The organism is Bacillus hominis (assembly GCF_030348325.1).
Taxonomy (GTDB): Bacteria; Bacillota; Bacilli; order Bacillales; family Bacillaceae_G; genus Bacillus_A; species Bacillus_A hominis.
The window spans coordinates 1,090,026-1,103,794 of the sequence record NZ_JAUCFS010000005.1 but is presented as its reverse complement, the minus strand read 5'-3'; the positions used below and the strand labels follow the sequence as shown (position 1 = coordinate 1,103,794).

The 13,769-nt window shown below is 34.5% G+C and carries 14 protein-coding genes and 1 pseudogene; 1 reads left to right on the top strand and 14 read right to left on the bottom strand.

Annotation, left to right across the window (positions count from 1 at the left end; genetic code table 11):
- Nucleotides 1-99: 99 nt before the first annotated feature.
- The 6 genes and pseudogenes from lepB to cspA form a co-directional block, all read right to left on the bottom strand.
- Entirely contained in the window at nucleotides 100-663 is a 564-nt protein-coding gene (lepB, locus tag QUF93_RS07960) for a signal peptidase I (RefSeq protein ID WP_289358408.1), read from the bottom strand.
- Nucleotides 664-874: 211 nt separating this feature from the next.
- Nucleotides 875-1,468: a TVP38/TMEM64 family protein gene (locus QUF93_RS07955; RefSeq protein WP_002116942.1), complete on the bottom strand. Its 594-nt coding sequence runs from the start codon at nucleotides 1,466-1,468 to the stop codon at nucleotides 875-877.
- A gap of 355 nt (nucleotides 1,469-1,823) precedes the next feature.
- A pseudogene (locus QUF93_RS07950) lies at nucleotides 1,824-2,424 on the bottom strand (DUF4306 domain-containing protein).
- 198 nt (nucleotides 2,425-2,622) lie between these two features.
- Nucleotides 2,623-3,204, bottom strand: coding sequence for a competence protein ComK (locus QUF93_RS07945; protein WP_002116931.1), 582 nt, complete (start codon nucleotides 3,202-3,204; stop codon nucleotides 2,623-2,625).
- A gap of 207 nt (nucleotides 3,205-3,411) precedes the next feature.
- Entirely contained in the window at nucleotides 3,412-3,645 is a 234-nt protein-coding gene (locus QUF93_RS07940; RefSeq protein WP_353050852.1) for a hypothetical protein, read from the bottom strand.
- Nucleotides 3,646-3,705: 60 nt separating this feature from the next.
- Nucleotides 3,706-3,909 carry an RNA chaperone/antiterminator CspA gene (gene cspA / locus QUF93_RS07935; RefSeq protein ID WP_000218989.1) on the bottom strand — a complete coding sequence of 68 codons (204 nt, stop codon included), beginning with the start codon at nucleotides 3,907-3,909 and terminating at the stop codon, nucleotides 3,706-3,708.
- A gap of 276 nt (nucleotides 3,910-4,185) precedes the next feature.
- On the opposite strand from cspA, the gene QUF93_RS07930 reads away from it, so the two are divergent.
- On the top strand, nucleotides 4,186-4,680 hold the full coding sequence (locus tag QUF93_RS07930) for a DUF6584 family protein (protein ID WP_289358406.1): 495 nt from the start codon (nucleotides 4,186-4,188) through the stop codon (nucleotides 4,678-4,680).
- A 40-nt stretch (nucleotides 4,681-4,720) separates the two neighbouring features.
- On the opposite strand, the gene aceA is transcribed toward QUF93_RS07930, so the two are convergent.
- The 8 genes from aceA to QUF93_RS07890 all read right to left on the bottom strand — a co-directional run bounded on the left by aceA (nucleotide 4,721) and on the right by QUF93_RS07890 (nucleotide 13,522).
- Nucleotides 4,721-5,998, bottom strand: a complete 1,278-nt coding sequence (gene aceA, locus QUF93_RS07925) for an isocitrate lyase (protein ID WP_289358405.1) — start codon at nucleotides 5,996-5,998, stop codon at nucleotides 4,721-4,723.
- Between the two features lie 21 nt (nucleotides 5,999-6,019).
- The gene (gene aceB, locus QUF93_RS07920; RefSeq protein ID WP_289358403.1) at nucleotides 6,020-7,609 is read right to left on the bottom strand and encodes a malate synthase A; all 1,590 of its coding nucleotides are present in this window, start codon (nucleotides 7,607-7,609) and stop codon (nucleotides 6,020-6,022) included.
- Nucleotides 7,610-7,794: 185 nt separating this feature from the next.
- Nucleotides 7,795-8,466, bottom strand: a complete 672-nt coding sequence (locus QUF93_RS07915) for an S-layer homology domain-containing protein (RefSeq protein WP_128282117.1) — start codon at nucleotides 8,464-8,466, stop codon at nucleotides 7,795-7,797.
- Nucleotides 8,467-8,831: 365 nt separating this feature from the next.
- Nucleotides 8,832-9,482, bottom strand: a complete 651-nt coding sequence (locus tag QUF93_RS07910; RefSeq protein ID WP_289358402.1) for an S-layer homology domain-containing protein — start codon at nucleotides 9,480-9,482, stop codon at nucleotides 8,832-8,834.
- Between the two features lie 491 nt (nucleotides 9,483-9,973).
- On the bottom strand, nucleotides 9,974-10,651 hold the full coding sequence (locus QUF93_RS07905) for an S-layer homology domain-containing protein (protein WP_289358401.1): 678 nt from the start codon (nucleotides 10,649-10,651) through the stop codon (nucleotides 9,974-9,976).
- Between the two features lie 77 nt (nucleotides 10,652-10,728).
- Nucleotides 10,729-11,637: a DMT family transporter gene (locus tag QUF93_RS07900; RefSeq protein WP_289358400.1), complete on the bottom strand. Its 909-nt coding sequence runs from the start codon at nucleotides 11,635-11,637 to the stop codon at nucleotides 10,729-10,731.
- Nucleotides 11,638-11,733: 96 nt separating this feature from the next.
- Nucleotides 11,734-12,999, bottom strand: coding sequence for a M48 family metallopeptidase (locus QUF93_RS07895; protein WP_289358399.1), 1,266 nt, complete (start codon nucleotides 12,997-12,999; stop codon nucleotides 11,734-11,736).
- 223 nt (nucleotides 13,000-13,222) lie between these two features.
- The gene (locus QUF93_RS07890) at nucleotides 13,223-13,522 is read right to left on the bottom strand and encodes a hypothetical protein (protein WP_001006056.1); all 300 of its coding nucleotides are present in this window, start codon (nucleotides 13,520-13,522) and stop codon (nucleotides 13,223-13,225) included.
- Nucleotides 13,523-13,769 lie beyond the last annotated feature (247 nt).

Here is a 13,769-nt window from a genome sequence, read left to right as displayed (position 1 = left end):
TTACATAACGAACGTTAGTTTGCTATCATAATTGTATTATAGGACACGAAAAAAGACAAACTCAGTTGTTTGCCTTTCCCTATACTACTATTCATTATATCAACCTTTTGAAAAATTCGTTTGTACCTCTTGAATCGGCCAATATCGTAAATCAACTTTACCGACAACTGTATCAGCTTTCACAAAGCCGAAGTGCCTACTATCCCAGCTACCAAGGCGATTATCACCAATTACAAAAATATAACCGGGTGGTACAGACTTTTCTTTCGTTAACTCTTCCAATTTAAAATCGCCTGTTAGTTGCCGTCCATTTATCTCTTTCTTAAATGTCTCTAAATAAGGCTCATCCACGAATTGTCCGTTTATATAGAGTTTATCATGCTTATATTCGATACGATCCCCAGGTAAACCGATAATTCGCTTTACATAGTCCTCTTTTTTATTCGCATGAAACACGACGACATCAAACCTGTTCAAGTCCCCTACTTGATAACTCACCTTATTTACAACGAGCATATTTCCATCTTGCAATGTCGGCATCATTGACTTCCCCTCTACAACGTACGTTGAAAAGAAAAACGTTCGAAAAAATACAGCTAATAGTACGCCTATTAAAATTGTTCGCATCCACTCTAGGCCTTCTTTTTTCAAAGTTTTCTTCATTCGCTTCTCCCCTTACCCTTTTAATAATGAAGCTTTTCTTTATAAAGTGAAACTTAATCGGTGGGGGTTTTGTTCATCCCCCACCGATTATCAGCCCGCACCAATCGGGCATTTACGGGCAGTTTGATCTCCCACCTAACTTCTCTGCTTCAGCCGAATTTTTTGGTGGGAACTTTACTGCCCTCAAATAGCGGGACAAAGAAGACTATTCCTAATGTAGTTCTAACTTTACTTCAATTTTTTTACCGACATACCATAAAATAAAAATAACAACACCAACAATAACCGATTTCACCGGCTTATGAATAAATGACATTAAATCATGACCGATATACGTTAAAATAAAAATCATCACAAGCTTTCCAAATGCCAATGCTAGTCCAAACTGTTTTACGCTAATGCGAGATAAACCAGCTACAACGTTTATAAGCGCAGATGGAGTGAACGGAAAACAAAATATAACAAAGATTGGCGCAAACCCTTTTCTTTCAATCCATCCCATCGCTTTTCGCACTCTCTCATGCTTATTTACAAAAGAAAAGAAACGACTTCTTCCAAAGCTACGAATAATGAAAAATACAAGCATTGCACCTATTACTGATCCAAGCCATGAATAAAGAAAACCGAACCAAAAGCCAAATGCAACAGCATTCGCTAACACAAACACAATAAGCGGTAATGCCGGAATAAGCGCCTCTATCATCGGTAAACCGATACCGAGAAGTGGTCCGAACGCACGATAACTTTCAACAATGTGATCCATATTTTCTGGTGAAAAATATTCTTTGATCGTCTGAAAATCCATTCTACACTTTACCCCTTTATCTAATTATTACCTCTACTGTATCATTGCTTAAATGAAAGAGGAAATGGTAGATACGACATATGGAGATGTATTTATTAAAGTTTCCATATCTTTCGTTAGAATTCCTTCATTATTTAGCTATGATAATCTATCAATATTCGACAGGATTTGAAGTTAATTTAGATACTATGCCTAAATTATTACTTAACGGTTACATATTATGAAAAAGAAGAATACATAGAAAGTGATAATCAATATTTTTCAAAAATAACCTTACTGCGCGTAAGGTTATTTCTACCTATATAGAAATGAGTAGTGACTGATAATTGTTGTACCTTCAAACAATTCACCTTTTTTAATGACCAGTTCTTACACGTAACTTTTTTAGCAAACGTATACTATCAATCATGATAAGTATTAATAGATATAAGAAAGATAGTATTAATACTGTACTCTGAATAGGCAAAATTCGAAATTTGTATAGAAAACGATCGATCATATATATATATATCTTGCTCACTCGTTATAGTAGTAGGAGTGAATATAAGGTAATCTTTCCAATTATCAATCCAGGCTAAATCAACTGCAGAAAATTGCATCATCCCTAGCCACAAATAAAGAAAAATCGGTATCAGAATCATATATTGAACGCTATGTAATACCTTTCTTTTCTTCTTACATTCAATAATTTGAAAGACAATAAGTGTCAATAAGTATACTATCGACAGCAGAAAAACTATAGTGACAAACGGTTGAATTGAAAAAGAAAATAGCAGTTTATCAATTTCATAAATTTGACTATAGTCTGTTACATTTTGAGGCGTAAAAACAAAATGCTCTTTAGCATCACTTATCATTAACTGACTACCAACGACTCCAGTAAATATAAATGTAATAAACAATATAGGCAAAACAAGGGTATATTGCGCCCAAAATAAAATGGTCCTTTTCAACAAAACACTCACCCCTTTTATTCAATAATGTAATGCCCTTCATGTAAAATGATATATAACTACACTATATTAAACTTATATAGGAAAATAACCCTTATATTGCGATTTTATACCACCTACAGCTATTAGAGAACTTACTGTTACATAATTTAGCGCGTAAATGAAATAAAGAAAAGGATGAGTTCCCTCATCCTTTTCCTCTTACACGTCCTCTTCCCTAACAACATACACTTTCTCATAAGCTGGTCTTAATGTTGATTCATCCCTTTTATCAATCTCTTTAAAACAAGGGCTTCCTTGTTTTTTCTTACGGTCTTCATATTCTGTCCGCAATTTCGCTGTACGATTTTGCTGATTTTCAAAGCTACTTTTTGACATTTCTAGTTTCACAGCGAAACCATTTATAAATCTAATAATAAGATTTCCATCTTTTAATTCTTTATTACTTTCAATATGAAAATGAGACAACCACGCACACTCTTTTCGAGAATAAGAATACGTAGGGAAAAAATAAAGTTGATCTGTCGGGCTAATTGCGATAGGAGCTTTATGTGTAATACGAGTTAACTCCTTCGTTCCTTCTTTTCTTCCAAAGAAACTAGAACCATGTTTCCGGCAACTTCTCTCTATAATATCAAGAGGCTTTTGAAATACGAAAAAAGAATCTTCCATTTCAACAATTCGCGTAACAACTTTCTTTTCCCCTAGAACAACAGGAAGTAAGGCCATTGTATTTTTGCTTACAACATAGTTTTCGACATAACGTTCTACTTTACTTTCCATAGTCTCCTATCTCCTTCTTCATTTTCCATTTATAGTAGCAGCTGCATAAATAATTGTAGCACCTGTAAAAAGGACATGGTTTACATTCTACGATTCTTTACAAATACTTATAATAAATCAAATATAATATAAATCAATCAATGATAATATGCGAATAATAACGAAATAACCTGTATAAAAAGAGGATTCTATATACGAAAAAAGAATTTATATCATTTGTAATATGTTTAACACATTCCCCTTTTCACGTTTCCTTCCAAGATCCTCTGTATCTCTTTCAACTTGTGATATGACTATATATTGTTCTTGATCTAAATACCGAGAATGAGACTTCCTCAAATCAATTACCGTCACTTTATCATTTTCATAAGTTTTCGAGCACGCCTTTATTTCTTCAATCGTACTTTTTAGGCTGTCTTTATTAATAATATAATCTCGTATATCTCAACAACAAAAAAAGGATGGCATAAGCCATCCTTTTTTCCATCATAAACTATAAAATTATAGTTTGATTACGTTTTTAGCTTGAGGTCCACGGTTGCCTTCTTCGATTTCGAAGCTAACTTTTTGGCCTTCTTCTAAAGATTTGAAACCTTCAGTTTCGATTGCAGAGAAATGTACGAATACATCGTTTTCGCCTGGAACTTCGATGAAACCGAAGCCTTTTTCGTTGTTAAACCATTTTACTTGTCCTGTAACTGTCATAATTATTTCCTCCTACGAAAATACATTTTATTTAGTCTTCATGTATAAAAAAAGAATCCACACATTATCAAATTCGAAACATAAACTAGTTCTCACATACTTTTTCCCGTTCGTTTTCGGCACTTGATAATATATGGATTGCTTAATTTAATTATTCAACTGGTATTATCATAGCATACTTAAAATAGAATGTACAATCCTTTTTGAAAATAAAGTTTCTAAATTTTAGTATTTCTTATAAAATATAACGACACCTATTCTAATAAGGAGGAGTATATGACAGAAATAATTCCTAAAAAAACATTAAAGGGAATTGAAAAAGATATTGAAAATAACAACCTTGGAAAAGCAAGAGATAGATTACACGGATTAATCGCTACTTATCCGAATGAATTAGCACTTAGAAAAAAACTCGGTGATATTTACTTTACATTACAATACCCAGAAATGGCTGGACGGTATTGGTATCTTGAAAAAGAGAAAACAGATGTTATGCACGCGGCATGTCTACAATTTGAAAAATCGATGGGAAACGATCCTTATCATATTGTACGTGCTTTAAAATTCAAAGGAGATTATGACATTATTAAAGATTTACATCCTGACCATACTTTCTCTCCTTTACAGAAAAAAATTAGAGAAACAATAACTGAAGAAATTGAAGAAACGTGGCAAGACAAACTTGTTTTTTGGGGATGTCTATCTATATTCATATTGCTTATTTTCTGTGCTTTAATTGGTATTTATACGATATTCAATTGGTTATTTTAATTAATAAACAGGTGCCCGTTATAGGCACCTGCATCTCTTCTTATTTCGTAAACTGTTCTTCTTCTGTGGATCCTTTTAGAGCAGTCGTTGATGAAGTACCACCTGTAATTACTTGTGCTACTTCATCAAAGTATCCTGTTCCTACTTCGCGTTGATGGCGTGTTGCAGAGTAACCATGTTTTTCAGCTGTGAATTCAGCTTGTTGTAGTTCAGAGTACGCTGCCATGCCGCGCTCTTTATAGTCGCGTGCTAATTCAAACATACCGTAGTTTAATGAGTGGAACCCAGCAAGTGTTACGAACTGGAATTTGTAACCGTAAGATGCGATTTCTTTTTGGAACGTCGCAATTGTTTTTTCATCTAGTTTTTGTTTCCAGTTAAATGAAGGTGAACAGTTGTAAGCTAGCAATTTCCCTGGATATTTTTTATGAATTGCATCCGCAAATCGTTTTGCATCTTCTAAACTTGGTTCAGATGTTTCACACCAAACTAGGTCTGCATACGGTGCATACGCTAAACCGCGCGCAATTGCTTGATCAAGACCTGCTTTCGTACGATAAAATCCTTCTGGTGTTCTTTCTCCTGTAATAAACGCTTTATCAACAGGATCAATATCGCTCGTAATTAAATCTGCTGCATCCGCATCTGTTCTCGCAACGATAATTGTCGGCACTCCCATTACATCCGCAGCAAGGCGTGCAGAAATTAAATTGCGTACCGCTGTTTGCGTTGGCAACAATACTTTTCCACCTAAATGACCACATTTTTTCTCTGAAGATAATTGATCTTCAAAGTGTACACCTGATGCCCCCGCTTCAATCATACCTTTCATTAGTTCAAATACATTTAATTGTCCGCCAAACCCAGCCTCTGCATCTGCTACAATCGGTACGAAATAATCTGTATCACCGTTTCCTTCCATATGCTGAATTTGGTCAGCACGTTGAAGTGTTTGGTTAATTCGTTTTACTACAGCTGGTACGCTGTTCGCTGGGTATAAACTTTGATCTGGATACATATGTCCAGAAAGGTTCGCATCAGCTGCTACTTGCCAACCACTTAAATAAATTGCTTTTAACCCAGCTTTTACTTGCTGCATCGCTTGGTTTCCTGTTAATGCGCCAAGTGCGTTTATATAATCTTCCATATGAAGCGATTTCCAAAGCTTCTCTGCACCGCGGCGCGCTAATGTATGTTCAATATCAATCGATCCGCGCAAACGAATTACATCTTCTGCTGAATATGGACGTGTAATCCCTTTCCAGCGCTTATCTAATTCCCAGCTCTCTTGTAATTTCTCGATTCTTTCGTTTTTCATATGTTCCATCCCCTTTTCACTTTATAAAATTTCATAACCCGGTAATGTTAAAAACGGTACGAATTCATCATTACGAACAAGATTTGTAAACAGTTTTGTAGCTTCTTCAAATCTCCCCTTCTTAAATGCTTCCTTACCAATCTCTCTTTCTATTTTTGCTAGTTCTTCTTCTTTCAATTCTTCCATCAATTTAAAAGTGATATTACGGCCATCACTTAGCCTTCCACCTTCATGACGAATCCACTGCCATACTTGTGCTCTTGATATTTCCGCTGTTGCCGCATCTTCCATTAAGTTATAAATTGGAGCTGCTCCTCTCCCACTTAACCAAGATGCAATATATTGAATACCGACGTTAATATTAGTGCGAAGGCCACTTTCTGTAATCGTTCCCATCGGTACTTCTAATAAATCCTTTTCTGTTACACGTATTTCTTCACGCTTTCTAAAAATTTGATTTGGCGTTTTCATTATGTGATTAAATACTTCCCTTGCAACCGGTACAAGTCCCGGGTGGGCAACCCAAGTCCCGTCATGACCATCTAAAGCTTCGCGCTCCTTATCAGCACGCACTTTTTCAAAAGCTGCCTCATTTGCTTCTAAATCATTTTTAATTGGAATTTGTGCTGCCATTCCTCCGATTGCTGGCGCATTACGACGATGACACGTTTGAATAACTTTCAAAGAATACGCGCGCATAAACGGCGCTGTCATCGTGACTTGCGCTCTATCCGGAAGTAAAAATTCATTATGATTACGGAAGCTCTTTAAGAAACTAAATATATAATCCCATCGTCCACAGTTTAAACCAGCAGAATGATCTCTTAGTTCATACAAAATTTCATCCATTTCAAATGAAGCGTGAATCGTTTCTATTAACACAGTCGCTTTAATCGTTCCGCTTGGAATACCGATATACTTTTGAGCAAATACGAAAACGTCATTCCATAATCTCGCCTCTAAGTAACTTTCCATTTTCGGTAAGTAAAAGTACGGCCCACTCCCTTTTGCTAAAAGCACCTTCGCATTATGGAAAAAGCACAAGCCAAAATCTACCAAACTGCCAGACATGTTCTTTCCGTCAACTTGCATATGTTTTTCTTCTAAATGCCACCCTCTCGGACGCACAATTAATACAGCTGTTTTACTATTTAAACGATATTCTTTTCCGTTTTCATTTTTATGTGAGATCGTTCCCTCACTCGCATCTCGTAAGTTAATTTGACCTTCTACAGCATTTCTCCAAGTTGGTGCATTCGAATCTTCAAAGTCTGCCATAAAAAGATGTGCGCCTGAATTTAAAGCGTTAATGACCATCTTTCTATCCACCGGTCCAGTAATCTCCACGCGGCGATCCTCTAAATCTTTCGGAAGCTGGGCAATTGTCCAATCACCTTCACGTATATGCTTTGTTTCTTCTAAAAACTTAGGAAACTTCCCTGCATCGATTCTTTTTTGTTTCTCTACACGTTTTTGTAAAAGTTCTATTCGGCGCTCATTGAAATTTTCATGTAATTCCCTTAAAAAACTAAGCGCCTCAGGTGTCAATATTTCGTTGTACGCTGGTAACATTTCTCCGGTCAGTGTAACCCGTGAAGTTTGCGTCGACATATTAGCATCCCCTTCTTAAACTGTTTTATAACAGATTTAATTTTATGTTTTATATTATATAACAAATCTTCTGAAAAGGAAGTTTTTTTTGAAAATTTAATGATTTTTTTACAAAACTGTGTTTATCCATTATTATTTCAACAAAAAAAGAGTCAGTGTTATATAACACTGACTCTTTTTATAAATTATTGTTGCTCATCATTTAAAATTGCTTTGTATAGGAACTGTGCATATTGTTCACGTGTTACTTTCATACCTGGCGCAAAGTTACCTGAACCATCACCTGCTGAAATACCATTTGAACCTACTGCATTAATTGCCTTAGCTGCCCAATGTCCTGCTGGTACATCTTTAAATCCTGGTGTACCTTTTACTTGTAATTCAAATGTTTCCGTTAAAATTTGTGCCATTTCTGCACGTGTTAACGTATCTTTTGGTCTGAAGTTTCCACTACCATCACCTTTAAAGATTTCTAATTCTGTTAATGCTAAAATTTCAATCGGGAACATTGTTGAATTATCATCAACGATATCTTTATATGTACTTACAAACTCATGATCTTCATCAAAGTATTGGTCCCCATCAATCGTACGGTAAATTAACGCCGCTACTTGCTCACGTGTTACATTATCACCAAAACCGAATCTTCCATCTCCATAACCAGCAACGATTCCCCAATCTGCTAGATTTTGGATTGCTTCATAAGACCAATGTCCTGTCGGTACATCTTTAAATGTAACAGATGCAGCTTGTTGTTTCACAGCTACTTCAGCATTTGCTGTAGTACCTTGTGCACTTAATCCAATTCCACCCATAATTGTTAAAGCTGTCGCTACTTTTAAAATCTTTTTCTTCACTGTATTCTCTCCCTAAAAAAAACATATTTTTTTCTAATATAAAGAATTCATGGAAAAGTAACAATACACTTATTCATATAAGTTTTGTCTAATTTGTGAACTGTATTTCACATACTTTTCTTTACACCTAGTTAACAATGAAGTTACTAAATCGTACTTTAACATTATAAAAAGTAACTAAAATCAACCTATTTTTTCCATTTAATACTATTCACCAAACTATGAACAGCAGAATTAATATACAAATAAACAATTAAAAATAAGAAAAAAGCGCGTAATCCCCGCGCTTTTTTAAAAGAAATATGATATATTAATATAATTTTAATTCCCTTGTACTATATTATTCTTTTAACTTCCGTTTCATGTTATTCATCTTTCAAATAAAAATTAATAATAGCTTTATTTAAAAATGTTGCATATTGCTCACGTGTTACAACTTTATTTGGTTCAAACTTGCCATTCCCTGTTCCTACTATGACATTATTAGCTTGCAAGGCACTAATCGCATTTTTCGCCCAGTAATTATTTGACACATCTGTAAATGTGTGCTGTTGCAGCGCTTCAAATGAAAATGTTTGTGTAAGAACTTGTGCTACTTCTGCACGTGTTATTGTTTCTCTAGGTCTAAAATTCCCCTTCTCATCACCTTTAAAAATACCGCGTTCTGTTAATGCTAAAATTTCATTTGGAAACATTGTTGATCTTTCAGAAATATCATTATAAGGATTTTTTAACGGTCCTTCATGCTTTATATTAAGTGCGCGATACAGTACTGCCGCCACTTGTTCACGTGTTACATTATCACCTACACCAAACTTGCCATTTCCATAGCCTAGCATAACTTTATGATACGCCACTTCCATAATATAGTCATATGCCCAATAGTCTACTGGAACATCATCAAATACAATCATTTCTGGATATTCTTCTGCTTTTATGTTAGGAACATTTGCACTTACCAATAATCCACCCATAATAGTCGCTGCTGCCATTATACGGAACATTTTTTTCTTCATTGTCCTCGCTCCTTCATTTCCACCTTATTAAAAGTGGAACATAATAGACTAAATTCTTTCCCCATATTACATATGCTGTATTTGCAAGCCATATGTAATATATTGCATTTTTAACATCTATTATTTTGAAGATTACTAGGAGAGCCAATTCGCTCTCAATTCCAATTGGTATTCTGAATTGCATGCAAATCATTTGAAGAAATATTCTTATCTTTGCGCTCTAGTTTCTCTGTTTGATTTTCAAAAAGGATAAACAAAAGCTTTTGCAAAAATGTTATATATACAATATTCTACTATCTACTAATCAAGTCCTTCACTTATAAAAATTTCACTTTATAGACAAAAAAAGCGCAAATATCATATTTGCGCTTTTTTCCAGTTTCATAGATTAATCATTTGAGTGGAATCTATGAATTGCGTTATGTAAAAACTTCACCTTTCAGACAAAAAAGTACAAGTATAATCTACTTGTACTTTTTTTATACTCTTATTTATTCCCATTTCTCTGGTGAATTATAAATTGCTTGTTGTAAAAACTTAGCGAATTGCCCACGTGTAACGAGCATTTCAGGCTCGAACTTACCATCTCCGGTTCCTACCACGACTTTATTAGACTGCAATGCACTAATTGCATCTCTTGCCCAATAGTTTTCTGGTATATCTGTAAATGTATGCGGATGCTTTGCTTTCAACTCATATGCTTTCGTTAAAATTTGTGCTAATTCTGCACGAGTTAATGTGGCTTTCGGACGGAAATTCCCATTTTCGTCTCCTTTAAAAATACCAAGTCTTGTTAAATGTAAAATTTCGTAAGGGAACATTGTTGATTTCCCACTAATATCTTCATATCGATTTTCTTCAAATGGACTTAATTTTAAATTGAGTGCGCGATGTAGTACTGCTGCTGCTTGTTCACGTGTTACATTATCTTCTACCCCAAACTTACCGTTTCCATATCCATACATAATACGATGATATACTAAGTTCATAATTTCATTATAAGCCCAATGATCATTTGCTAAATCATCAAACTCTAATATAATATCAGGTGGAGGTGGAGATTGTTGAATTACATCTGTATTTGCTGAAACAATATTACCGCTAACAAATATCCCCCCTATTAAAGTTAATGATGTCGCTACCTTTAATAACTTTTTCATCTCTCTCATCCGCCTCTTCCTTTATTTTCCTACTCTTATATTGTACAAAAAATAAGGGGATTCTCAATACGGTAGGAGGTAATTTTTTACACTTCATAATACGTATTTTCTTTTACCATCACTTTTTCATCCTTCGTTTTTCGAAAAGTAAATGCCATTCCTACAAATATAAGAATAATCCCTACAATTTGCATACTAGTCGGTCTAAAACCGGTAAAGACCGTATCTAACAAAATTGCAACAGCAGGATCTAAAAACACTAATACAGAAATAAGTCTCGTCGGTAAATCTCTTAAACTGTCAAAAAATAAGTAATATACAAACCCAGTATGTATAAGTCCTGTCGCAGTAATCATCATCCAATTCATCTCTGTTAATCCTTGAAAATGTCCGAAATCTACGAATGGTAGCAATAAAAATATGCCTAAAAGCGTTTGTAAAAATGTCATCGCATATGCACTCGTATGCTGAATCCCCTTTCCTAGTAACGTGGTAAAAGCATAAAACAAAGCCGCAAGAAGTGCCCATACCATTCCAGATGACATTAATTTCTCAAGCGACATACTACCGTCCACTCCAGCTACTAACACTGTGCCGATAAAACAAATAACAATGGACATAACAGCAAATACTGTAAGTCTTTCTTTAAATACGATACTACCGATCATTAATACGATAATTGGAGCGAGATGATACACTGAAATCGCAATTGTAATCGACATGAGTTCAAACGCTTTAAATAAAAATACCCAGTTAAAAACGAGAAATACGCCACAAGCTAATATTTGTATGGTTTCTTTTTTGTTCCATTTCTCACTTTTGTATTGCCCTGTTACGAACCAACATAATGCTAAAAATAAAGTCGCACAAATACAACGAACAAATACTAATTCAAAAGACGGTAAACCAGTTTGCACAGAAAAAAATCCAATCGATCCGAAAATAGACATCGAAAGAATCATTTTTATAGCCGGCATTGATTTTGAATGAAACAAAATATTAACCTCCTAAATATTTAACGGAATATTCTATTTATTATACACTATAATTTTCCAAAACTCGAATACTCCATAATAAAAAGAAGCAGTACACTACTGCTTCTTTTGTTTTTCATATTGTTCAAACGTATGAATTCTTTCAAAAATTGGCGGATGTGTGTATAAGAAAAATTTCACTAACGCAGGCGGATTTACTTGGCTTAAACTTGTTTTTGATAAGTATTGAAAAGTTTTTACACCTGAATTTCCATCTTTCGTCATGTCTAAAGCGTATTGATCTGCCGCTCGTTCTTCTATACGAGAAACGTAGTTTGTTGCTGGTTGTGATGCAAAAGATAATAAAGAGGAAATTAAGAAAAATAAAGGTAAAATTGAGAAACATGCTAATTTTGGAATTTGCAGCGTATCTCCCCATTTTCGAATACACATATTTATAATACGACTAATTACATACATACCTATAAACGATATTAAGACATAGCTCGCAACGCCCCAATAAATATGTTTCATTACGTAATGTCCCATTTCATGAGCCATTATAAATAAAATCTCTTTATCTTTTAATTGCTTAAGCGTCGTATCCCACATTACAATGCGAGAGTTAAGGCCAATTCCCGTTACGTACGCATTTAACGAATTCGTTTTTTCCGACATATTTACTTCATATACGTGTTTAGCAGGAATGTCAGCTTTGTCTGCCATCGCTAAAATTTTCGTTTCTAACTCTTTATTTTTCAGCGTCGAGAAGTCGTTATAAAGTGGATCAATAATAACAGGCTGCACGAACGTTAAGAAAATCGTAAACGGTACAGAGAGCGCCCATCCTGCTAGCCACCATCGCTTTGGAAATTTACGGATGAGCCATAAAAGAACAGTAACAATGAGTAGCATAGTCGCATAATTCACCCAAAAATCAATAACATGATCTTTTATCCAGCTTTGTGTACTTTGCGTGGAAATACCGTAATCAACAGACACTTTACGCCCGATCCATTGCATCGGTAATGCAAGAACTGTTGTCAGTAATGATAAATAAAAGAAATAAATCGCAACTTGTAAGACATTTATTTTGGTCGTTTCCTTCGACCATTTCTCAAACTTTTTTGAAATACCGAGCACGAGTACAAATAATAAAATAATCCATTCAAGAGGCGTCGCTAAAAAGAACAGTAAATTTTTCACGCGCGAATAATCTTGGCTTAGCGTAAGCTCTCTCGCATTCATAAAGGTTTCTGGATCCGCCCTCGTTCCTTTATACATGTCCGGAATGAGTTCATGACTCCATCCAAATAAATACCAATATATAAATAACGCAAACCCAACGTACAAAAAAAGCGACCACCCAATAACTTTCCTCACGCTATTCCCTCCTCTATGCTGCCTGTCTATTATTATTGTAAGTTCGTACTTTCAAAATTAGAACAAGCTAATCGTGAGAATTGTTCTAGCTCGTTCAATTTACATAAAAAAACTCTTCTATTACAAGAAGAGTTTCACCTATTTTCAAATATTTTCTTCGGCTCATAATCTAGTATAAGAAATGTACTTACAAACAAGCCGCTTTTACATATTATTCTATTCCTTAAGGAAGCACATCTATTAATAAACTAAAATCTTGCAAAGAAAAAGAACTATATTTCATAATACCTTGTACAGTTAAAAGTAAAATAAGACCCATCACACACATATAATTAATACTTTCTTCATGCTTTTTCTCAGCAACTACTCCGCCCGTTATGCATAAAATCCCTAATAAATGGAGCGCTAAATACATAAAAAAGTAAGCTTCCTCCCAGCGAAGAACAACATTTACTGTCGTAATCAATACTAAACTCAGTACAATCAAATAAAAAAACTTATTTGACGATATTGTTTCATTCATATAACTTTATACATCCCTTTCAAATTTCGAATTAATGATGATTTAGTTTTCGTAAAACAAAAGCGCCATTACTTCCTCAATCATTTTATGAGCCCTAACATCATTCTCTTCATTTTTACATACTGTCTGAAGATGCACTTCATCATTTCTTCTACAATAAAGCTGACTATTATTAATGCCCCTAACACGATAAAAAGAAAAATAGTATTTCCTGTATCATTATTGATGGAAAAGTACTTATATCTAA